This is a genomic window from Mesorhizobium sp. WSM4313, from assembly GCF_002294725.1.
GTDB lineage: Bacteria > Pseudomonadota > Alphaproteobacteria > Rhizobiales > Rhizobiaceae > Mesorhizobium.
Window position 1 is genome coordinate 90,314 of sequence record NZ_NSFT01000004.1, and the last position, 21,594, is coordinate 111,907.

General features: G+C 61.9%; 18 protein-coding genes. 7 read left to right on the forward strand and 11 right to left on the reverse strand.

What is annotated here, in order from left to right; translation table 11 throughout:
• Complete coding sequence (locus CK219_RS11060; RefSeq protein ID WP_245340451.1) at window positions 1–816, reverse strand: ABC transporter permease; 816 nt, start codon at window positions 814–816, stop codon at window positions 1–3.
• Between the two features lie 441 nt (window positions 817–1,257).
• Here CK219_RS11060 and CK219_RS11065 point away from each other — a divergent pair, with 441 nt between their 5' ends.
• Complete coding sequence (locus tag CK219_RS11065; protein ID WP_095766814.1) at window positions 1,258–3,489, forward strand: rhamnan synthesis F family protein; 2,232 nt, start codon at window positions 1,258–1,260, stop codon at window positions 3,487–3,489.
• A 45-nt stretch (window positions 3,490–3,534) separates the two neighbouring features.
• Here CK219_RS11065 and CK219_RS11070 read toward each other — a convergent pair whose 3' ends face one another.
• From CK219_RS11070 to CK219_RS11085, 4 genes are read right to left on the reverse strand one after another with little or no spacing between them, the layout of a single operon-like run.
• Complete coding sequence (locus CK219_RS11070; protein WP_095766815.1) at window positions 3,535–3,915, reverse strand: GtrA family protein; 381 nt, start codon at window positions 3,913–3,915, stop codon at window positions 3,535–3,537.
• Window positions 3,905–4,855, reverse strand: a complete 951-nt coding sequence (locus CK219_RS11075) for a WxcM-like domain-containing protein (protein ID WP_095766816.1) — start codon at window positions 4,853–4,855, stop codon at window positions 3,905–3,907. Before CK219_RS11075 ends, CK219_RS11070 begins: the two co-directional genes overlap by 11 nt.
• On the reverse strand, window positions 4,852–5,790 hold the full coding sequence (locus tag CK219_RS11080) for a glycosyltransferase family 2 protein (protein ID WP_210199999.1): 939 nt from the start codon (window positions 5,788–5,790) through the stop codon (window positions 4,852–4,854). The genes CK219_RS11075 and CK219_RS11080 overlap by 4 nt, the downstream gene beginning before the upstream one ends.
• Window positions 5,787–6,917, reverse strand: a complete 1,131-nt coding sequence (locus tag CK219_RS11085) for a DegT/DnrJ/EryC1/StrS family aminotransferase (protein ID WP_141245324.1) — start codon at window positions 6,915–6,917, stop codon at window positions 5,787–5,789. Before CK219_RS11085 ends, CK219_RS11080 begins: the two co-directional genes overlap by 4 nt.
• A 570-nt stretch (window positions 6,918–7,487) precedes the next feature.
• Here CK219_RS11085 and CK219_RS11090 point away from each other — a divergent pair.
• From CK219_RS11090 to CK219_RS11100, 3 genes are all read left to right on the forward strand, one after another.
• Window positions 7,488–9,521 carry a nucleoside-diphosphate sugar epimerase/dehydratase gene (locus CK219_RS11090; protein WP_176476985.1) on the forward strand — a complete coding sequence of 678 codons (2,034 nt, stop codon included), beginning with the start codon at window positions 7,488–7,490 and terminating at the stop codon, window positions 9,519–9,521.
• A gap of 93 nt (window positions 9,522–9,614) precedes the next feature.
• Window positions 9,615–10,526, forward strand: a complete 912-nt coding sequence (locus CK219_RS11095; RefSeq protein WP_245340452.1) for a glycosyltransferase family 2 protein — start codon at window positions 9,615–9,617, stop codon at window positions 10,524–10,526.
• 3 nt (window positions 10,527–10,529) lie between these two features.
• Entirely contained in the window at window positions 10,530–11,066 is a 537-nt protein-coding gene (locus tag CK219_RS11100) for a sugar transferase (RefSeq protein WP_095766821.1), read from the forward strand.
• Between the two features lie 13 nt (window positions 11,067–11,079).
• Here CK219_RS11100 and CK219_RS11105 read toward each other — a convergent pair whose 3' ends face one another.
• Window positions 11,080–12,024, reverse strand: a complete 945-nt coding sequence (locus CK219_RS11105) for an NAD-dependent epimerase/dehydratase family protein (protein ID WP_095766822.1) — start codon at window positions 12,022–12,024, stop codon at window positions 11,080–11,082.
• Complete coding sequence (locus tag CK219_RS11110) at window positions 12,021–13,313, reverse strand: O-antigen ligase (protein ID WP_095767161.1); 1,293 nt, start codon at window positions 13,311–13,313, stop codon at window positions 12,021–12,023. The genes CK219_RS11105 and CK219_RS11110 overlap by 4 nt, the downstream gene beginning before the upstream one ends.
• A 446-nt stretch (window positions 13,314–13,759) precedes the next feature.
• Between CK219_RS11110 and cysD the strand changes: the two genes are divergently transcribed.
• From cysD to cysQ, 3 genes are read left to right on the forward strand one after another with little or no spacing between them, the layout of a single operon-like run.
• A complete protein-coding gene (cysD, locus tag CK219_RS11115) occupies window positions 13,760–14,665 on the forward strand; it encodes a sulfate adenylyltransferase subunit CysD (protein WP_224707448.1) in 906 nt (301 codons plus the stop codon).
• 2 nt (window positions 14,666–14,667) lie between these two features.
• Window positions 14,668–16,605, forward strand: coding sequence for a sulfate adenylyltransferase subunit CysN (gene cysN, locus CK219_RS11120; protein WP_176476986.1), 1,938 nt, complete (start codon window positions 14,668–14,670; stop codon window positions 16,603–16,605).
• 7 nt (window positions 16,606–16,612) lie between these two features.
• On the forward strand, window positions 16,613–17,392 hold the full coding sequence (gene cysQ, locus CK219_RS11125) for a 3'(2'),5'-bisphosphate nucleotidase CysQ (protein WP_176477004.1): 780 nt from the start codon (window positions 16,613–16,615) through the stop codon (window positions 17,390–17,392).
• A gap of 36 nt (window positions 17,393–17,428) precedes the next feature.
• On the opposite strand, the gene CK219_RS11130 is transcribed toward cysQ, so the two are convergent.
• The 4 genes from CK219_RS11130 to CK219_RS11145 form a co-directional block, all read right to left on the reverse strand.
• A complete protein-coding gene (locus CK219_RS11130) occupies window positions 17,429–18,571 on the reverse strand; it encodes a DegT/DnrJ/EryC1/StrS aminotransferase family protein (RefSeq protein WP_095766826.1) in 1,143 nt (380 codons plus the stop codon).
• 253 nt (window positions 18,572–18,824) lie between these two features.
• Entirely contained in the window at window positions 18,825–19,748 is a 924-nt protein-coding gene (locus CK219_RS11135) for a carbohydrate kinase (protein WP_095766827.1), read from the reverse strand.
• Window positions 19,745–20,191 carry an RbsD/FucU domain-containing protein gene (locus CK219_RS11140; protein ID WP_095766828.1) on the reverse strand — a complete coding sequence of 149 codons (447 nt, stop codon included), beginning with the start codon at window positions 20,189–20,191 and terminating at the stop codon, window positions 19,745–19,747. Before CK219_RS11140 ends, CK219_RS11135 begins: the two co-directional genes overlap by 4 nt.
• 1 nt (window position 20,192) lies before the next feature.
• Window positions 20,193–21,416, reverse strand: coding sequence for an ROK family transcriptional regulator (locus tag CK219_RS11145; RefSeq protein ID WP_095766829.1), 1,224 nt, complete (start codon window positions 21,414–21,416; stop codon window positions 20,193–20,195).
• Between the last annotated feature and the right edge of the window lie 178 nt (window positions 21,417–21,594).

The window sequence follows — 21,594 nt, forward strand, 5'->3', positions numbered from 1 at the left end:
TTAAAGCCAGTAGGCAATGCGTCGACGATAGCGACCAAAAAACCAGATCGCAAATACCCAACCAAATGCCATCATGGCAACAACCACGCCCCAACTCAGCGGTGCCGGCGCCTCACCGAGCAATGGCTCGCGCACGATCGTCACCAAATGATAAAATGGGTTGAGATCAAATAGATAACGAGACGCGCCCTGCGGAAGGGTTTTGATCTGCCACATGATGGGCGTGATATAAAAAAGTACCTGCAGAAAATTTTGCAGAACCTGAGTGATATCACGGTATCTAGCGCAGATTATTCCTAGAACAAGCATCATCCAGAGCAAGTTTAGAGAGACCAGAAGGAATCCAAGGATCGAAAGCATGGCGTAAGGGGGGAAGCCGCGCCCTAAAATTAAAATCAAAATCGGAAAGATTACAACATTGTGGCCGAATATGATCATATTACGCCACATCGTTCTCAATAAATGTGTGAACAACGGCATGCGAACTTGAAGAATAATTCCCTCTGAGCTGATGAAGCTTGTGCAGCCTTCATTGAGACAGGATGAGATGAAGCCCCAAATAATTACGCCGCTGCAGATGAACGGGAGATAGTCCTGCATTGGAGACCTGAACAGGTTTCCGAATATCAGCCCCAAGGCGCCGATAAGCACGCCCATGTTGATCGTGAGCCAAAAAGCCCCGACACGCGATCTGCGGTAGCGCTGGGCTACGTCCTGCCACCCGAACGTCGTCGCAAGGTGATACTTTTCGAGCGCTTCAACAATGTCATGCAGCGCATCCTGGGTTCTTGTTCTGGTTTCGGCAGGTCGAACCAATGGATTCCTCATCGACGTTCAGCCGGCAGCGAATAGATCATTTGTGTCGGAATAGGAAGCCAGGCTGCCGGCGAAGCGCCCGCGACCAATGTGCGCAGCAACAGGCAAACCGGAATGACGGCACCTGTCGAAATGAACGTGAAACGGCGGAGCGCTGTCTCAGCGTCAGCTTCGGATCGGTGCGCAGCTGATGGCCGTCATATTTTTGGCCGATCAATAGGGAACTTCCAGCGCCACATCTTGATAGGCTGACAAAGAGCTGCCTTATCCTGACGCTTCGCGGTATAGATCACCCGACCTGCCCAGCCTCCAGCGCGGGACCGGTTTGGGCGCGCTCGGCATCTGCTGTATGCCAGCAGGACTTGACGGCTCTCATGCCGTGGTGGAGGACGTAACCCACGAGCGATTCCCCAAAACCGTCATCCAGTAAGAAGGGGCAAAATGCGCAGGGCGCTCCCAATGGTCACCCGCGGCATCCACATCCTCAAGACCGAAGGGCTGCAGTCTGCCGGGGTGAGGACGTTTCGTTTCCTTGCGAAGAGACGTCTCTTTTTTCGGATCAAAAATCCCACTCTCAGCTCAGCTTTTGCATTTTTTAACAAGGAGGGCGCGACGAATGCGCGGCGCCCCCTCCCTGAAGACGACGTAGCGCTTCGGATACCCTTTCCGAACACGGCAGACGTTGCCTTGCAGGACAACATAGCGGTGATTGTCCATGCGTTCTATACGGATGTTTTTCAAGAAATAATTTCGTATTTGAAAAATATCGAGCAGAGATTTTACCTTTATGTTTCAACGTCGGATGAAACTAAAAAGAAAATAATATTGGGTATCTGCTCGGATAACGGAATAAGTGATGTAGAAGTACGCGTTTTCGCGAATAAAGGTCGAGACATTGCGCCAAAAATTGTTGGATTCCGCGACGTATACGACAGGCATGAGATATTCCTCCATTTGCATACGAAGAAGTCTCCGCACTTGTCGTCGCTCGGAGGCTGGCGAGAATACCTGCTTCAGAATCTGATTGGCTCAAAGGAGGTGGTGAGATCGATTTTGGCCTTGTTTTCCGCCGATCAGAATCTGGGCGCTGTGTATCCTCAGCACTTCTACCCGATACGCGGAATGCTCAACTGGGGGTTCGATTTCCAAGCCGCGCAAGCTCTTCTGGCGAAAGTTCATTGGAGTCTCAGTAAGGATAGCCTTTTGGAATTTCCATCCGGATCGATGTTCTGGGGCAGGTCCGCAGCCTTAAAGCCGCTCCTCGATCTGGGCTTGACGTTCGACGATTTCCCGATCGAGGCCGGTCAGGTCGATGGCACATTGGCGCATGCGATCGAGCGAAGTTACCTCCATTTCGCCGAATGCGCCGGGTTTCACTGGCTCAAAGTCCAAAACAGCGCGGACCTTCGGTCACGAGGGATACTCACCGTTGAAAAGCCTGAGGATTCACGAATCCTGGAAAAGGTTTACCTGCCTCTTTTCGAAGAACCTGGGCGGTCAGATCTTTCAATGGGCAGAGAATACGCCGAACTCCGTCCCTTGAGGTTGGCAAAATCAAACAATCCCAGGCCGAGAATCAACTTACTCCTGCCGACGATAGACCCTCTATGGGTTTTTGGTGGTATCTCGACAGCCCTGAAGACGTTCGACGAACTGTCTGCCCAGCTATCCGACTTCGACAAGAGAATTGTTGTCCTCGACTCTCCTGTCGAGCCACATCACCTTCGTAATTTTCAAGGATATGCACTGAATTCAAGCGACGGTCAGCCAGTCATTTTCGAGGCATTCAACCGCACCCGCCGCATGGATGTGCGCAGAGACGATGTGTACATCTCAACCGCGTGGTGGTCCGAATATCTGCGCGCGTCGATCGGGCAATTCCAGGAGAAGGCGTTTGGGTCGCGCTCCAAAGCTGTGTATTTCATCCAAGACTATGAATCGAACTTCATCCAATGGTCTTCGCGTTGGGCGATTGCGGAATCGACATATGGCTTTGACGATAAGGTGGCTTGGCTGGTTAATTCGGAAGAGCTCTCCACTTACATGAGCCAGAGATTTGGACGTACCGACCAAATGGTTGTCCCGTTTCGCATGAATGAGACGATCAAGCGCGGTGTAAGGCCATTGCCAAAAGAGAGGATCATCCTTTGTTACGGCAGACCGACCGCAGCCAGAAATTGCTTTGAGATAGTTGTAGATGGGCTATCGCTGTGGCAGCAAAGGAACCCGATTGAAGCGAGTAAGTGGCAAGTCGTCTTCTTGGGGGAGAATTTTGATGCGAGCAGGATTTGGCCAATTCAAAATGGATCCGTTCCCGGAAAAGTCAGCCTTGAGGAGTATGCCGGATATCTGAGCCGGTCGAGTGTCGGCATTTCCCTAATGATTTCGCCACACCCTAGCTATCCGCCTTTGGAGATGGCCTATTCCGGCCTGACCACGATCTCGAATAATTACGATGCGAAAAAAATTTTCAACCGGAGTGACAATTTTGTAGCTCTTGACCAGGTGACACCCGATTCCCTTGCGCTGGCTATCGAACGATCCGTAAAGCTTGCAGAAGAGAAGATCGGTCGGATGGGAGAGCAGAGGGAGATCTTCGAGCTTCCATTCGTTGGCATAAAATATGAACCGAGGAAGTTGGCGGCGCTTCTTGCGAATCGATCGCCCAGATAGTTGATTACGCCACCGAGACCGCCGCCCGGATCGAGGAGGGGCGTGTCAGTATCGTCTGCGCAGTATCCATCGAGAAACCAGGAAATTGAGCATCGTCGTGACGACAAGCGTTGCAAAGAACGCCGCCGCTCGGCTTTGCAGCGCTCGCTCGAGAAGATGAAGGCTTACCAAGCCTGCCACAAACACCGCGGCGACCGAGCCGCCGACCGCCAGCCGGTCCGTCAAGCCGGTGCGCCCGCCGGGAAAGACACGATCCGGATAGAACACCATCACGAATGCGAGGCCTGCCAGCCAGGCAATCGTGTAGGAAATGCCCGACGACAGGATCGTCAGGCCGGCAAAGTAGACGGCGCTCGTCAGCGCGGTGTTCAGTCCTCCCGCCGCAAGAAAACGAAGCGCGTCCGAGCCTATCCGGTCAGCGGCCATCCGGCCCGACCGTCGCGAGGAAATCCGAATAGTCCCTGATATAATCGCTTGCGTCATATGGATGCGAGGCCATGACGAGCAAGACCGTGTCCGGCTGGAACTTGTACTGGATGCCCCACACCCCGGGCGGCAGATAGAGCCCGACCGAAGGGTCTGCCAGCGACACTTCCTTTCTGTCGTGACCGTCATCGACGACCACCGACAGGCGGCCATGGGTGGCAATCAGGAATTGCTGGCACTGGCGGTGCGCATGCTCGCCCCTGACCTTGTCGGAACGGACGCCGTAAACCAGAAACGAGCGCAAGGGCTTGAAAGGCAGGTTGTGTCCGAACTCGAGCGGGGCCAGTTCGCCGCGAAGGTCGCTGAAATGCGGCAGCCGCCAGAGCTCGCATCCGCCGACGCCCAGCGCCATCCTGTCGCCTGCAACGCCGGGGGCCACTTGCGTCATCACAGGCTCGACCTGCGGGCCGGTCTGATAGCCGACGATGATGGCCGGGTTTCCAACGACCACGGCGTTGGCCGGCACGTTCTTGGTCACCACGGCGCCGGCGCCGATCATCGCCTGGCGGCCAATCGTTATGCCCGGCAGGATCGTTGCGTTGGCACCGATCGACGCGCCGTCCTCGACGATCGTCTGGAGAAACTGCTCCGGATAGTGCTTCGAACGCGGGAAGCGGTCGTTGGTGAAGGTCGCATTCGGGCCGACGAACACGCGATTGCCCAGCCGGACGCCGTCCCATAGCTGAACGCCGCTTTTTATCGTGACGTCATCGCCGACGCTCACGTCATTTTCGATGAAGACATGATCGCAGATGTTGCAGTTCGCGCCGATCACGGCGCCTGGGAGGACATGGGCAAACGCCCATATGCGCGTGCCATTGCCGACGCGCGTGCTTTCGCAGATCCCGCGGTCATGAACAAAAAATGGTTTGTCGTTCATGCGGACGTCCCGTCAACAATGCGGCTTATTATCCGCAATGGGCGCGATTTGGTATTTTCAACCGCCCGCCAAAGATAACAGCCAAGGATGCCTTGCACCGCGAGGATCGCTGATCCAAAGCCCACGATCAGCAGCACTAGGGTCGTGTATCCGGCCGGATCGATCTTGCCCAGCAAGCGGGCGACGACGGTGATCACGGCAAACACAAGACTGAGCACGCAGCCCGCAATGCCTACCCAGAGTATGAAAACGATCGGAAAATCGGAAAACGAGAAGATCGAATCCATCATATATCTGAGGCGGCGCCCAATACCCCAGGCGCTCTTCCCATGCTCCCGCTCGCGCCGCCGGTAAGGCACGAACTCCCGCCTGAACCCGACCCAGAACAGCTGAACCACAAGCGAGCTGTTTGGCTCCTCGATTGACAGGATCGCATCGAGCGCCTGGCGGTTGCAGGCAAATATATCGACCCCGCCGCTCGGCATGCTGGGCAAGATCAGCCTGCGGTAAACGCTCCAGAAGGCTCGGGACAGGAAACGTGTCAGAAGGGGATCGTCGCGGCCGGTTCTGCGGCCAAACACAACGTCGGCCGCGTCCTTTTCCAGCATCGAAAAGAATTCGACAATGAGCTCGGGCGGCTCCTGCAGGTCGGCCGCCATCGCGGCCACATGTTTGCCGGATGCGTGCTCAAGCCCCGTCCGAATGGCCGTGAAGGAGCCAAAATTCCGGCTGTGGAAGATGATCTTGTACCTGTAGCTGGCGTCCTTCAAAGCCATGACCAGCAGGCCGCCCGACTGGTCGGGCGATCCATCGATGACGAAGACAAACTCGATGTCGCCCTCATACATGGCGTCGAATTTGGCGACGGCCTGCAACAGGGAAGGGATGTTCGGCTCATTGCGGTAAATGGGAAAAACAAGAGAGCGCGCAGTCACATTGCCTCCCATTCGCCCAGGGCCCCGCACACTTGCTCGACCTCATCATTCGTCATGTCCGGGTAGCACGGAACGGAACAGAGACGACTGATGCTTGCCCTGGAGATCGCAAGATTTTCGGTCCCTTTCATGGGCAGGGCAGCCCAACCAACCTGGTCGCAATCGAGCACAGGATAGTGGACATCGGTATCGACGCCGCGCTCCTTCATGAAGGTGCGGAATGCGTCCCGGTCGTCACACAGCAGAACCGCCAGGTGTGCGACGGCGCCGTTGCCGCCGTCTAGGAATTTGAGCCGGCGTCCTGTAACAGCCTTAAATCGGCCAAGGATGGCCCGGCGTTGTTCGTTGCGGCTGTTCAAGTCCGGAAGCAGCACATCCAAAATCGCGGCCTGGACCTCATCCATGCGAGAGTTGCGCCCTCCCGGCAGGGCCACATGGTATTTGGAGCGCCAGCCATACTGATGAAGCTGACGAACGCGGTCCGCCAGTCTTGGGTTGGAGGTGAGGACTGCGCCACCGTCACCCATCGCGCCGAGGTTTTTGGTCGGATAGAAGCTGAAAGTGGCGATATCCCCAAGTGATCCAGCCGTTTGACCCCTGATGCGAGCACCATGTGCCTGGGCACAATCCTCGATGATCGGTATGTGCGACATGCCGGCATCGGCAAGTCCTGCCCGGATAGCGGGAACATCGACCACGCCGCCGTAAAGATGGGTAGCGACAATCGCAGCCGTGTCGGTACTCACCGCTTCCAACACCGATTGGACGCTTGCAAGTTGGCTGGCTGGCTCGATGTCGACGTAGTGTGGAATGAGGTCGTTGTGCCAGCACGCGCAACTGGCATATCCCCCGGCATTCGCCGCCACGATCACCTCGCGTCCATGCGCATCGCCAAGCCCGACGATAGAGCGTAAGGCGAGTTCAAGGGCGTCCGTTCCGTTTGCGACGAGGATGCAATCCGAGGCTCCTGCAAACGTCGCAAAGTTCGCTGCGAATCGCTTTCCTGCCGCGCCATTGAGCCACCATCCGGACCGCAGCGTGCTTGCTACTTCGCGCGCGATTTCAACCTCATAGCGCTGGTACAGACGCTTGAGGTCATTCATCGGAACGGCATTCGGCTTCGTCATCAACAACTCGACGGCGTGTCTTGTTCGTTCCGGCGTGTTCGCCGGCAAACATCCGGAAATTCAGATGATTCTGACATGACTCAGTTAAGAATACTTGCATCGCGGAAACAGCGGAAAGCCGGAACCACCAGGCACGACTGTTGAGATTCCGGCTCGGTCGCGACAGGCTGGCGTCATTTTGTGGGACGCTGTGAGCCTAGGGATTGGCGAAACCGCTTCCGCAGACCTGATCGGCACCGCCGTCAGCGGCTCCACTCGGCCGCTCGCCGAGCTCGCTGAAGCCAATGATGGAAGCCCGATCGTCACATCGTGACATTTATTAGCTTTCCCTGTTGGGTATCTGACAGTTTCTCTGAACGACTGGCAATCCAGCCTGAGTTATTCCGGCTTCAAGTCAAATCATTCGCACAATCGAATATTGCCCAAAAAACCTCTAGCCCTCCCGCCCTCTCCGCGCTAAGGCGGTAACCGGGTGACGGGTCGGGGAATTGCAATCTGGAGTGGCGGTGGGCGGTGTTTTGTCCGCGGCCGTTCTGATAGTATCACCGCGCCTGGAGTCAGTACTGCCCAATGACCGCATACGTAGAAGCCGTATCGGAACTCCGACCGAGGATGCGGCGCGCCATTATCATGGTCCAGGATCTCGTCATGGTCCTGGTCGCAGTGGCGCTTAGTCTCATCCTGTCGCAGTCGCGGCTTTCCTTCGACGCGTTCTCCGTCGGCGGGCTGGCCTGCTGGGCGCTCATCGTGCTCATCGCCCATCTGCTGTTCCGATCCAGCGGCCTCTACAACACCGTCTGGCGCTTTGCCTCCACGCCCGACTTCTTCAACATCCTCAAGGGCTGCGGCAGCCTGACGGTGGTGCTCTATCTGGCCTCGCTTGCCTTCCGCTTCTTTTTCCAGCCGGTCGCCGGCCTCAACGAGCGCCAGTTCATCGTCTTCTTCCTGGTCTCCTTCACTATTATCTCCGCGCCCAGGCTCTATTATCGCTTCCTGCGCGACGGCGCGAGCTGGCGCATCCTGCGCCGCGCCGCCGGCGATGCCTCGACCAAGCAGGCGCTGTTCATCGGCCGGCTGGGCGAGGCGGATCTGATCGTGCGCTTCACCCGCACGGCTCAGCCCGCCGAATACGCCATCGCCGGCATCATGGCCACCGAGAGCGCCGCGCCGCTCGGCACGCGGATCCAGGGCGTTCCGGTCGTGGCGCTGCGACCGCGCCTGGTCGAGGTGCTGGAAGACTATGTCAAAGGCACGCAAAGCCTCGACCTCCTGATCTTCGGCCAGGGGGTCGAGCGCGAGATCGAAGACTATGCCGAGCTGGTGCGCGTCGCCCGCCACAGCGGCATCGCCGTCGTCCAGTTTGCCGGCCTGTCGGAACTGGGGCAGGGCGGCAAGCTGGTTCTGGATGCCGTCGAGATGGAAACCATCATGCGCCGTTCGGCGGTCGCCACCGATACCACGCGCATCGGCGCCTTCGTCGGCGGCAAGCGCGTGATGGTCACCGGCGGCGCCGGCTCCATCGGCCGGGTGCTCGTCAAGCGCGCGCTGGAGCTGGGCGCCGAGGCGGTGCTGGTGGCCGACAATTCCGAATTCGGCATTTTCCAGCTCGATCAGCAGACCGACGACGCCGACCGCGACCGGCTGACCAGCCGCATCGTCGACGTCGCCGACCGGCCTCACATGACGCGCCTCGTCAGCGAGTTCAAACCCGCGATTATCTTTCATGCCGCGGCGCTGAAGCATGTGCCGCTGCTCGAGGAGAATTGGGAAGCGGCGATCGAGACCAATGTCTTCGGCACGCTCGCCTGCGCCGAAATCGCCGCCGAATGCGGGGTGCCGCAGTTCCTGCTGATTTCCAGCGACAAGGCCGTCGACCCGACCTCGGTGCTGGGCGTCACCAAGCGTGCGGCCGAACAGATCGTGTCCTCGCTGCATGAGGCCCAGGCGGCCTCGCCGCCACCGCGTGCCGGCGCGGCGAACGGCCATGCCGGCCCCGTTGATCTGCGTCATTCGGGCACGAAATTCATCGCCGTGCGCTTCGGCAACGTCTTCGGCTCCAACGGCTCGGTGGCGACCGTCTTCCAGGCGCAGATCGAGGCCGGCGGGCCGGTCACCATCACCGACCGGCGCATGACCCGCTATTTCATGACCATGGCCGAGGCCGTCGACCTCGTCATTATGTCGGCCGCCGATGCCGAGCAGCGCCAGGGCAAGGACGACTACGCCATCTACATGCTCGACATGGGCGAGCCGGTGCCGATCCTCGAAGTCGCCGAAACCATGATCCGCATGGCGGGCAAAAGTCCCTATACCGATATTCCGATCCGCTTCACCGGCATCAGGCCCGGCGAGAAGCTGCACGAGACGCTGCACGCCGAGAACGAGGAGGTGGTCAAGCTCGACACCGCCAAGATCTTCGGCCTCAGGACCGGCGTCGTCGAATGGCCGAGGATCGAGGCGGCCCTGCCGGCGCTGGCGGCCGCGATGCAAGCTCGCGACAAGGCCGCGGCACTTGCCATCCTGGCCGGGCTCTATCGGGCGGAAGAAGACATGGGCGGCGTGCGCGAAGAGGCGGTGCCGAAAGCGGCCGGGCAGGTCGGTTAAAACTTTGCCGCGGGCCCGCAATTAGCTATTGAAAACCTTTCAAGCACCTCGCGGGCAAGTGATTCCAAAGCCGTGACCAGAAAAGATCAGCGCGTGGCCGTTCTCATGGGCACGAAGGATGGCGCGGCCTATATCGGCGAACAGTTGGAATCCTTGGCTACGCAATCCTGGCCGCTCGTCGATCTCTGGGTCTCCGACGACGGCTCGTCGGACGCCACGGCCGCGATCGTCGAGGCGTGGCGATCCCGCTGGACCAAGGGGTCGCTGACACTTTTGCAGGGTCCGCGAAGGGGCTTCGCCGCCAATTTCCGCTCCATGATCCTCGAGCCGCGCATCGATGCCGACTGCTACGCCTTTTGCGACCAGGACGATGTCTGGGAGCCGGATCGGCTGGAGGCCGCCATCCGCTGGATGGAGGGAGAGGACATGGAAACGCCGCTCCTGTTCTGCTCGCGCACGGCGACTATCTCTGAGGCCGGCGCTCCGGCCGGCTACTCGCCGCTCTTTCGCCGCCCGCCGTCCTTCCGCAACGCGCTGGTGCAAAGCATCGCCGGCGGCAACACCATGCTCTTCAACCGCAAGGCGCGCGACCTTCTGGCGAAAGCGTCGGCCAGAACCGAATTCGTCAGCCATGACTGGTGGGCCTATCTCATCGTCACCGCCGCCGGCGGCAAAGTCCGCTACGAGCCGCGGCCGCTGGTCAGATACCGCCAGCACGCGGCAAACCTCGTCGGCGCCAACGTTTCATGGAAAGCGAGGTTTTCAAGGCTGGGCCGTCTGTTCAAGGGCCAGTTCGCCACCTGGACGGACACCAATCTGCGCGGCCTAGCCGTCAACCGCGACCTCATCGCGCGCGATGCAGCGCTTTGCCTTCGCCTGTTCATCAGGGCACGCAAGGGCAATATCTTCAGGCGCTTCGGCCTGCTCGGCAAAAGCGGTGTCTACCGGCAGACATTCATGGGCACGGTCGGGCTCTATGTCGCTTTCCTCTGGCGCCGGATCTGAGCCATGACGGCAAAGCGCGCGCTCGACCTGGCGGTCGCCGTTCCGATGCTGGCGCTGGCGTCGCCGGTCCTGCTTGTCGCGATGCTGGCGATCCGGGCGACGTCGACCGGCCCCGCCATCTTCTCGCAGATCCGCGTCGGCCGGGGAGGAGCCCTCTTCGCCTGCCACAAGCTGCGCACCATGTATCGGGAAACCCCTTCCTTGCCCACCCACGAGGCGCCGTCCGGTTCGGTCACCGCGGTCGGCAAGGTTCTGCGCGCAACCAAGATCGACGAGCTGCCGCAGCTCTGGAACGTGCTGAAGGGTGAGATGAGCCTTGTCGGCCCTCGTCCATGCCTGCCGACGCAGGCGGAACTGATCGAACGGCGCAAGGAACTGGGCGTGCTGGCAGCACTTCCAGGCATCACAGGGCTGGCGCAGGTCAAGGGCATCGACATGTCCGATCCAAGACTTTGCGCGGAAACCGATGCGGCCTACGTCAAGGCCGCCTCGACCGGCCTGGACCTCAAGATATTGCTGGGCACGTTCTTCCGCACATAGAGCGGTTCACCGCTCACGGAAGCGGCGAACGGCTCCTCTGTCGCGCCAGTTCTTCAAGCCGGCCGAGTGTGTCGGCCTCCCGTTCCCAGCCTTCCGACGCAAGCAACGACGAATCGCAGACCTGCGTCGCCACCAGAGCTTGCCAAGCGGCCCGTCTGCCGCTGAGCGTGGCCAGCATTCGGAACGGCCAGGGCGGCACGGGAAGAAGCCGGGCTGGCCGGCCATATCCGCGCCGGAACGCGGTAACGATTTCGGACACCGCAACCGGCGAAGCATCGCCCAGCACATAAATTGGGAGCGGCGCCGTGGGACGGCTCAAAAGATGCATCACGGCGCCGGCCACGGCGTCATGCGAGACGAGCGAACGAACCGCCGTCAGAGCGGCTGTCGGCAGCGGCAGGCCGGTGGCGGCCAACCGCATCAGCCCGCGCAGATTTCCCTTCATGCCTTCGCCATAGACCGGCGCCAACCGCAGCGCCGTCGCGCCGGCGCGTCCGGCCGTTGCAAAAGCCTCCAGCATTGCGATCTCGCCTTCGCGCTTGGAGCGCCCGTAGGCGCATTGCGGAGCAGGGGGCGTGGCCTCGTCGATGATGCCGCTGAAACCTGCGCCCACCGCGGCGCGAATCGAGGAGAGATAGACGAAGCGCCCGTCGATGCGCGTGGCGGCGGCCTGGGCTAGCCGTCCGGTCAGCGTCGCGTTGACGGCTCGCAAGTCGGCCGCGCCGGCGCTGCGGTCATTATTGAGCGCCGCGCAGTGGACGACATGCGTCACGTCACGCATAAGGGTCAGAAAGGCTTCCTGCGGTGCATCGGTACCGGGCAGCGCGACGGCATCGTCCTCGCCTGCAACCCGCTGCGGCAGGCGCGATGCGATCCGTATGTCGAATCCGGCCTCGCCCAACCGGCTGACGATCCGGCGTCCAATGAAGCCCGTCGCGCCGGTGACCAGGACCTTCATGGTTGCGGGCTGGGGCCCGGCGCCATGGTGGGCGCGCTTTTTCCGGTCGGTTCTATCGTCCGTCCGGAAGCGAGGTAGGTCCCCGAGATCAGGAACACCATTAGCGTCGCGTCGAGGATATCGTGGCCGACCAGGATTCCGGCCATTCCGCCGGTGAGATAGGTGATGACGGCGACCAGGATCATCGTCGCGCCGAACCTCTCCACCGGATCGGCGCTGCGGCGCAGCATCCGTGCCGCGTTCCGTGCGGCAACGACGAAGATCGACGCCAGGGCCAATGCCCCCAGCAGGCCGGCCTCGACCAGCGCCGTCAGGAAGCCGTTGTGGAAATGGCTGAAACCCTGCTGTAGGCCGAACTGGTCCTGCAAGCCGTGCTTCATCAGCGCCCGGCTTGCCGAGATGCCGTGGCCGAAAATCGGCATCTCGCGAAACGCGGCAAAACCGATTTCCCACATCGCTACGCGCAAGCCGAGCGCGGTCGAATGGTCGCCATTGGCATTCAGCGCATCCCAGTCGCTGACCAGGAAATCGGCCCGGTCCAGGATGACGCGAGAGCCGATGGCGGCAATCACAAGGGCGACCACGACGCCGATCGCCACGAAGCGCGCCACGCTGGCGCCGGTGAACCGGCGGCGGTTGATGAGAAGCACGACGATGCCGGCAATCGGCACCGCCACCCAGATCATGCGCGATCCCGAATAGACGATCGCCATCGCTCCGGCTATCGCTGCCAGGACCAGCAGCTTCCATCGTTTCTCGATGCCTGACAGCGCGCCGGCAAGGCATGTCATGGCGGCAAGGCATGTGACGGTAGCGAAAACGATTGGATTGCCGGCACCGCCCTCCGCCCTCACACCGAGCCGGTGAGACTGGAACACGGCCATCGCCAGCGCGCCGAAGCAGGCCGCGGTGCTGGCCAGAATGGCGATGCGTGCCAGCGCGGTCTTCTCGGTGATGCTCCACGTCGAATAGGAGAGGGGGAAAAGCAGGAAGGTGATCAACGGCAGGAAGAACCGCAAATCGGCAGCCAGCGTGCCGTTGACGATCGAAGCGAGAACCATCGCCGCGCAATAGGCATAGATCGCCGCCGTGACGGCGAGCATCGGCCGGTCGATATTCAAGCGTCGCCGCTTCGCGGCCACCAGCATCGCCGACCACACGCCACCGGCATTGAAGGCGATGCTGACCAGCGATCCAAGCACCGGCGGCGAAAAAAAGCAGACGATCGAGAAATAGATGTTGATCTGTGCGGGCGTGAGATGGCGCCGGAGCGTTGTAGACGGGTTCAAATGCTTGCTTCGCAATTTCCAGGTTGCGCCCGGATCCATGGAGCCAGCCAAAGGCCGCCTCGCCGGTCTCCGTTTGCCGCGCCTTGCCCGTACCCCGAGCCCATATAGCGGCTGGCGCCGATCCGCGATAGTGCGGTCGACAATGTGGCGACAGAAATCCCCTGGTCTGGCGAGGATCGGGGAGCTGTCTGGGCACCACGGCTTTTCCCCGCTCGGCGTTTTCGATGGCTCCGGCAGGATTTTCCGCTTTGCCGGCCTTGCTTGGAAAATTCGTTCTCCAATCACCGCGCGCCGTGCGCGTCTTGCATTGTTATGGGCGGCGCCGATCTGTTAGAACGCCCGCACGAAACAGTTTGTCCGAAGTGAAATCTGCGCCTGGGCGGCATCGGATTGCCCCTGCGATGCAAGATTTCCGCTCCACGGCACGAGAGAACGCTCGACGCTCCATGAATATCGCGCTCACGCATCTGCAGCGGCTCGAGGCCGAATCCATCCACATCTTCCGCGAGGTCGCGGCGTCTTTCTCCAAGCCGGTGATGCTCTATTCGGTCGGCAAGGATTCTTCCGTGCTGATGCATCTGGCGATGAAGGCCTTTTATCCGGCCAAGCCGCCTTTCCCGTTCCTGCATGTCGACACCACCTGGAAGTTCCGCGAGATGATCGCCTTTCGCGATCAGATGGCGCAGAAGCTAGGCTTCGACCTTTTGGTCCACGTCAACGAGGACGGCGTGCGCGACGGCATCAATCCCTTCGACCATGGTTCCAACACCCACACCCATGTCATGAAGACGGTGGCGCTGCGCCAGGCGCTCGACAAATATGGCTTCGACGCGGCGTTCGGCGGCGCCCGTCGCGACGAGGAGAAGTCGCGCGCCAAGGAGCGCATCTTTTCCTTCCGCAACGCCCAGCATGCGTGGGACCCGAAGAACCAGCGGCCGGAAATGTGGAAGATCTTCAACACCCGCATCGCGCCGGGCGAATCGATCCGGGTCTTTCCGCTGTCCAACTGGACTGAGCTCGATATCTGGCAGTACATCCTGCAGGAGAACATCCCGATCGTGCCGCTCTATTTCGCCAAAGAGCGGCCGGTGGTCGAGCGCGACGGCATGCTCATCATGAAGGATGACGACCGCATGCAACTGCATCCCGGCGAGGCGGTCGAGAACCGCCTGGTGCGCTTCCGCACGCTGGGCTGCTATCCGCTGACCGGCGCGATCGAGTCGGATGCCGACACGCTGGAAGCCATCGTCGGCGAGATGCTGACCGCACGCACCTCCGAGCGCCAGGGCCGCCTTATCGACCGCGACGAGGCCGGCTCCATGGAAAAGAAGAAGCGCGAAGGGTATTTCTGATAATGCGCCACATGATGGCCAAGAGCCTCGCCCCGACCGATTCGATCCGCGACTACATGGCCGCGCAGGAGAAGAAGTCGCTGCTGCGCTTCCTCACCTGCGGCTCGGTCGACGACGGCAAGTCGACGCTGATCGGCCGGCTGCTCTCCGACACCAAGCAGATATTCGAGGACCAGCTCGCCGCGCTCGAAAAGGATTCGCGCAAGCACGGCACCACCGGCGACGACATCGACTTCGCGCTGCTGGTCGACGGGCTGGAGGCTGAGCGCGAGCAAGGCATCACCATCGATGTCGCCTATCGCTTCTTCGCCACGCCGAAGCGCAAGTTCATCGTCGCCGACACGCCCGGCCACGAGCAGTACACGCGCAACATGGCGACGGGCGCCTCTACCGCCGATCTCGCGATCGTGCTGATCGACGCGCGCCAGGGCGTGCTTCGCCAGACCCGGCGTCACTCCATCATCGCCTCGCTGCTCGGCATCCGGCATATCGTGCTTGCGGTCAACAAGATCGACCTCGTCGGCTTCGACAAGACGGTGTTCGACCGGATCGTCGCCGACTACGGCGAATTCGCCAAGGAACTGGGCTTCATGAGCGTCGCGCCGATCCCGATGTCGGCGCGCTTTGGCGACAACGTCACCAGCCGCTCGGAGCGCACGCCCTGGTATTCCGGGCCGTCGCTGATCGAGCATCTGGAAACCGTGTCTGTCGACGAGGCCGCCGTCGAGCTGCCGTTTCGCTTCCCCGTCCAGTATGTGAACCGTCCGAACCTCGATTTCCGCGGCTTTGCCGGCACCATCGCCTCGGGCACCGTCTCTGAAGGAGACGAGGTCGTCGTCGCGAAATCCGGCAAGGCGTCCCGGGTCAAGCGCATCGTCGCGCAAGGCGGCGACCTCGAGCAGGCGGTCGCTGGCCAGGCAATCACGCTCGTCCTCGAGGACGAAGTGGAGGTATCGCGCGGCAACTTGCTGGTGTCGCCGGCCGCGCGTCCGCAGGTCGCCGACCAGTTCGCCGCCAACATCGTCTGGTTCGACGAGCAGGCGCTGCTGCCTGGCCGCTCCTACATCCTGCGCACCGAAACCGACCAGGTGAGCGCGACTGTCACTGACCTGAAATACCGGGTCAACGTCAACGATTTCGCGCACGAGGCGGCGAAGTCGCTCGACATCAACGAGGTCGGCGTCTGCAACCTGTCGACGCGCGCGCCGATCGCTTTCGATCCCTTCGCCGAAAATCGCACCACCGGCGCTTTCATCCTGATCGACCGCATCACCAACGCCACCGTCGGCGCCGGTATGATCCTGCATTCGCTGCGCCGTGCCGAAAACATCCACTGGCAGTCGCTCGACGTCGGCAAGCGCGGCCGCTCCGACCTGAAGAACCAGCGCCCGGCCGTGTTCTGGTTCACCGGGCTCTCCGGCTCAGGCAAGTCGACCATCGCCAATTTGTTCGAGAAGAAGCTGTTCGCGTCCGGCCGCCACACCTACATCCTCGACGGCGACAATGTCCGCCATGGCCTCAACCGCGATCTAGGCTTCACCGACGCCGATCGTGTGGAAAACATCCGCCGCGTCGCCGAGGTGGCCAAGCTGATGGCCGATGCCGGCTTGATCGTCATCGTCTCCTTCATCTCGCCCTTCAGCGCCGAACGGCGCATGGCGCGCGAGCTGATGGCCGAGGGCGAGTTCGTCGAGGTGTTCGTCGACACCCCGTTCGAGGAATGCGCCCGCCGCGATCCAAAGGGTCTCTACGCGCGCGCCTTGAGCGGCGAGATCAAGAATTTCACCGGCGTCGATTCCCCCTATGAGGCGCCGGAGAACCCGGAAATACACCTGAAGACTCTGGGCAGGAGCCCGCAGGAGATGGCGGAAGCCTTGGAACACTGGCTGACCGAGCGCGACATTGCCGAGGAGCAGTATGACAATGGCGGCGGTATCTGACGAGGCGATGCTCGGCGTCTTCGAGCGCCTGGCGCTCGAGGCCGGGCGCGTGGTGATGCGCGTCTTCCACGAAGGCTGCGCCGTCGACAGCAAGGCCGATTCTTCGCCGGTAACGGAAGCCGACCGCGAAAGCGAGAAGATCATCCTGGCCGGCCTGCGCGCCGCCTGTCCGGACATCCCCTGCGTGGCCGAGGAGGAGGTCGCAGCGGGAATTGCAACGCCCGATCTCGACGGCGCCTTCTTCCTGATCGATCCGCTCGACGGCACCAAGGAATTCGTCAACCGCCGCACCGATTTCACCGTCAACATCGCGCTGATCCGCCATGGCGTTCCGGAAGTCGGCGTCGTTTTCGCGCCGTGCACGGGACGCTTTTTCTCCGGGCGACCCGGCAAGGCCGAGGCGCTGGAGGTCGATGCCGACTATCGCATCGCCGGCCGCCGGCCGATCACGGTGCGGGCAGGGGGCACGCCGCTCGCGGTCGTGGCAAGCCGCTCGCACAACACGCCGGAAACCGAGGAATTCATCCGCGATCTCGGCGCCGCGGAGATCGTTTCGATCGGCTCGTCATTGAAATTCTGCCTGCTCGCCGCGGCGGAAGCCGACGTCTATCCGCGCTTCGGCCGCACCATGGAATGGGACACGGCCGCCGGCGACGCAGTGCTGCGCGCCGCTGGTGGCATGACGCGGACACTAGACGGCGAGCCGCTGATCTACGGCAAGCGTAACCAGGCCAGCGACAGCGATTTCGCCAACCCGCATTTCATCGCGACGGGGAAGGGCGCATAATCGGCTTAAAGGCTGTCTCGCGCCGGCCTTTCAGGCCTACGCCGCCGCGACATGCGCCGAGTTCGAGCCGATGTAATTCCTGATCGTCTCGATAATCCGATCCTGGTCGGCTTCGCTCAAATAGGCATGCATCGGCAGGCAGAGAATCTGCTTCGGCAATTCCTCCGAGACGGCAAGGCCGGTCGGTGTCCGCGGAAAGTGCTTGTAGGCGACCTGCTCGTGCAGCGGCTTCACGTAATAGATCACCGACGGGATGCCCTTTTCGCCGAGATGGGCCTTGAGCCCGTCGCGCTTCGGCGTCTCGATGGCGTACTGCGCCCAGGCGGAGCGGCCGTGGCCGAGATTGCGTGAGGCCTTGACGATGTCGCCAAGGCCCTTGGCATAGCGGTCCGCGACCACTTGCCTGGCCACCATCTCGTCCTCGAGGATGGCGAGCTTTTCAATCAGGATCGCCGCCTGCAGCGTGTCGAGGCGCGAATTGATGCCGACGCGGACATTGTCATATTGCGTCTCGCCCTTGCCGTGGAAGGCGAAGGAACGCAGCTTGTCGGCCAGCGCAGCATCATTGGTGAACATCGCGCCGCCATCGCCGTAGCAGCCAAGCGGCTTCGCCGGATAAAAGCTGGTCGAGCCGACATGGCCGAAGGCGCCGCACATGGTGCCGTCGGCGGAACCGCCCATCGACTGCGCAGCGTCCTCGATCACCAACAGGTTCTCGCGCTTGGCGATCGCCATGATCGCCTCGTAGTTCGCGGAGAGCCCGAACAGGTCGACCGGGATGATCGCCTTCGGCTTCAGCCTACCTTCCTTTTTGATCATCTCGATCGCCGCCTCGAGGCTGGCGATGTCGATGTTATAGGTGTCGCGGTCGACGTCGACGAAGACCGGCTCGGCCTTGGCGAGCGCCACCACCTCGGCGGTGGCTGCGAAGGTGAAGCTCGGCACGAACACGGCATCGCCCGGGCCGATGCCGGCGGCAAACAGCGGCAGGAGCAGCGCGTCGGTGCCGTTGGCGCAGGCGACCACATGCTTGACGCCGATATAGGCGGCAAGCTTGTTCTCGAATTCCGTGACCTGCGGCCCGAGGATATAACGGCCGTCTTCGACGACGTGGTCGATCGCGGCCTTCAGCCGGTCGCGGATACGTTCGCGCTGCGCGCCAAGATCGATGAACTGCATGTCGCCCTCGAAACTGCCTGTAAAACCGGCCCGCTGGTAACAGACTTGAACCGGCTGAGAAAGCCGGTGGCGGCCGGCGCAAATTGCTCAGGTGTCGCAGCCTGTTGCCGATTTTGCCGGCGCAATGCCTAAAAACCCCGAAATCCGAGCCGCGAGAGGCGTTTTCCGGCCCCTCCCATCGCGTCGTTCCACCGGTGGGAAACATAAAGTGATCGGCCGCGAAGGGCGGTTTCGCGTCCGCTCCCACGCTGGATCAGGCGATTTCGTGCCGCCAGGGCGGGTTGGCGCCGGCCCGCGAAACCGTCACCGCCGCCGCCTTGGCGCCGAGCTCCAGCGCCTGCCGGATCGCATCTTCCGGCAGGTCGCCGATCGCCGCTTTGGTGAGCAGGCCCTGCTCGTGCAGGGAGGCCAGAATGCCGGCGTTGAAGGTGTCGCCTGCGCCGACCGTGTCGATGACCTTCACTTTCTGCGGCATGACGGTGACCTTGTGCGCCTTGCTGTAGCCGACGGCGCCTTCGCTGCCATGGGTGACGACGATCAGCTTCGGCCCGCGCTCCAGCCAGTTGCGCACCACATCCTCATGCGAGCCGGCCTCGTCGAACCATTTGAGATCCTCGTCGGACAGTTTAACGATGTCGGCCATCGCCATCATCTCGCGGATACGCCTCAGATGCTTCGCCTTGTCGGGGATGAAATTCGGCCGGATGTTGGGGTCGAGCATCATCACCCGACTCCGGTGCTCGCGCCGCATGAATTCCTCATAGGCCGATCCCGCCGGCTCGGAGATCAGGCTGATGGCGCCGAACAGCATCGCCTCGATCTCGGGCCCGAGCTTCGGCAGGTCCTCGATGGTCAGCATGCGCCCGGCGGTGTTCTCGTCATAAAAGGTGTAGGTCGCCTGGCCGTTGGTGAGCCGCACGAAGGCGAGTGTCGTCGGACGCGGCGAGGTGTGCGCATAGGTGGAGCTCACCTTGCTTGCGCCGAGCGCCTCGCGGAACTGGCCGCCGAACAGGTCGGAGGAGAGGCCGGAGAAGAAGCCGGCCGGAGCGCCGAGCCGGCCGAGCGCGATCGCCGAGTTGAACACCGCGCCGCCGACATAGGGCGCGAAGGCCGCTTCGCCTTGCGTCGTGGTGCGCGGCAGCATGTCGATCAGGGCTTCGCCACAGCAAAGGATCATGTCGTCTTGGTCTCCGGCGGATGGATCACGCCCTTGCGAATGATGATGTTGGCAAAGAGCCTGGGTTCGCTGGTCGCAACGATGGCGTGCGCCGCCTTGACGCGTGCATAGAAGTCGGGCCCGGCCAGAGCAACCACCTTGTGGCCCGGCGCACGCCTGGCGCAAACCGATTCCATCTCATGATGCACGGCGTCGGCCAGCGCCGGGTCGCCCTTCACCGAGGCACGAAACAATGCCTCCGGCACAGCCTCGTCCACCGGCAGCACACTGAGCACGGCGTCGAGGACGGCTATAACGTGGTGGCCGTCGGCGCGAATCAGCCGCCGCGCCTGTTCCTCGGCCGGATAATTGCCGTCGACGATCGCGATCTCGTCGCCATGGCCCATTGCCCTGAGCGTCGCCAGGAACTGGGGCCCGAGCAGCGACGGGATGCCGATCAGCATGTCAGGCGCCTCCGGGCGTGTGAGGCCCGATCAGGAAGCGCTCGGAGAGCGGCAGGCTGGCGCCGCCCATGGCGCGTGCGTGAATGCCGACCGTTCCCTCGCGCACGACAGGCAGTTTCAGTCCTTCGGCATCGACACGGGCGATCGCTTCCGTAACGGCATCGACCAGCCGGCGCCGCACATCGAGCGGCATCCAGCCGTCGATAACCGCCGCTTCGAAATCGATGACCGACGAGGCAGCGACAATGGCATAGGCCAGCGCCCGCGATGCGCTGGCGATCCACTCGTCGAGATCGGCGCCGATCTCGCCCCATTCCTGCGGCGAGGTCCACAGATAGGAGCCGTCGATGCCCTTGGCCGAGAGCGCCTTTTCTAGCATTGCGATCGAGGCGACGTCGATGAGCTGCGTCGGCTTGCCGTCCGGCCCGGGCACCGGCATCGAGCCCAGCGCGCCGGCGTTGCCGTTCGGCCCGCTGTAGAGGCGGCCATTGAGCACGATGCCGCCGCCGGCGAAGGCGCCGATGTAGAAATAGACGAAATCGCGCGCTGCGCCCGCTCGTCCGAAGACGAGCTCCGCGCCGCAAGCCGAAGTCGCATCGTTCTGCAGGTAAACCGGGAACTCGCACTGCCCCTGGATGTCGGCGCGGATGTCGCGATGGCGCCATTCGTCCATGATCTCGCGCGGCGCGCCGGCGGTATCTGCCCAGTTCCATAGCTCGAACGGCATGGCGATGCCGAGCCCGGCAATGCGCTTGTCCTGCGCCGGCGTCAGTTCGCCGCGCATCGTCTTGATGCCGGCGGTGACGAATTCGACGGTCTCGCGCGGTGCGGGATAGCGGTAGGAATGCTGCAGCATGGCGCGCACATTGCCGAGGAAGTCGATCAGCACGAGCTCGGCCGAGCGCCTGCCGATCTTGAGGCCGATGAAAAAAGCGCCTTCCGGATTGAGCGCCATCGGAATCGAAGGCTGGCCGATCTTGCCGCGCAGCGGCGCCTGGCGCACAAGCAGCTTGTCTTCCTCGAGCTCGCGCATGATCACCGACACCGTCTGGGCCGACAGCCCGGTCATGCGCGCAATGTCGGATTTGGCCAGGCTGCCATGCTGGCGCACCAGGGACAGCACGAGCCGCTCATTGTGGTCGCGCATGCCGCTCTGGTTGGTGCCGCGGTGCAGCCGGCTCTCCAAAGCCTCGGGCGAACCGTGCCTCGCAATGCCGGTCTCCACCCTGTTTCCTCCCGTCTGGTTCCCCTCGATGCTTTTCGTTCAGAATGGGTGAACAGCGCAAGGCTGTCAATAATAAATAAGAGTGATTTAATTATTGACAGCCGTTGCGGACTGGTGTCTTTTGATCTGGCGTCCACGCTGGGAGAAATGGTTGGATGCGTTTGAGGCGCCGGGTTGG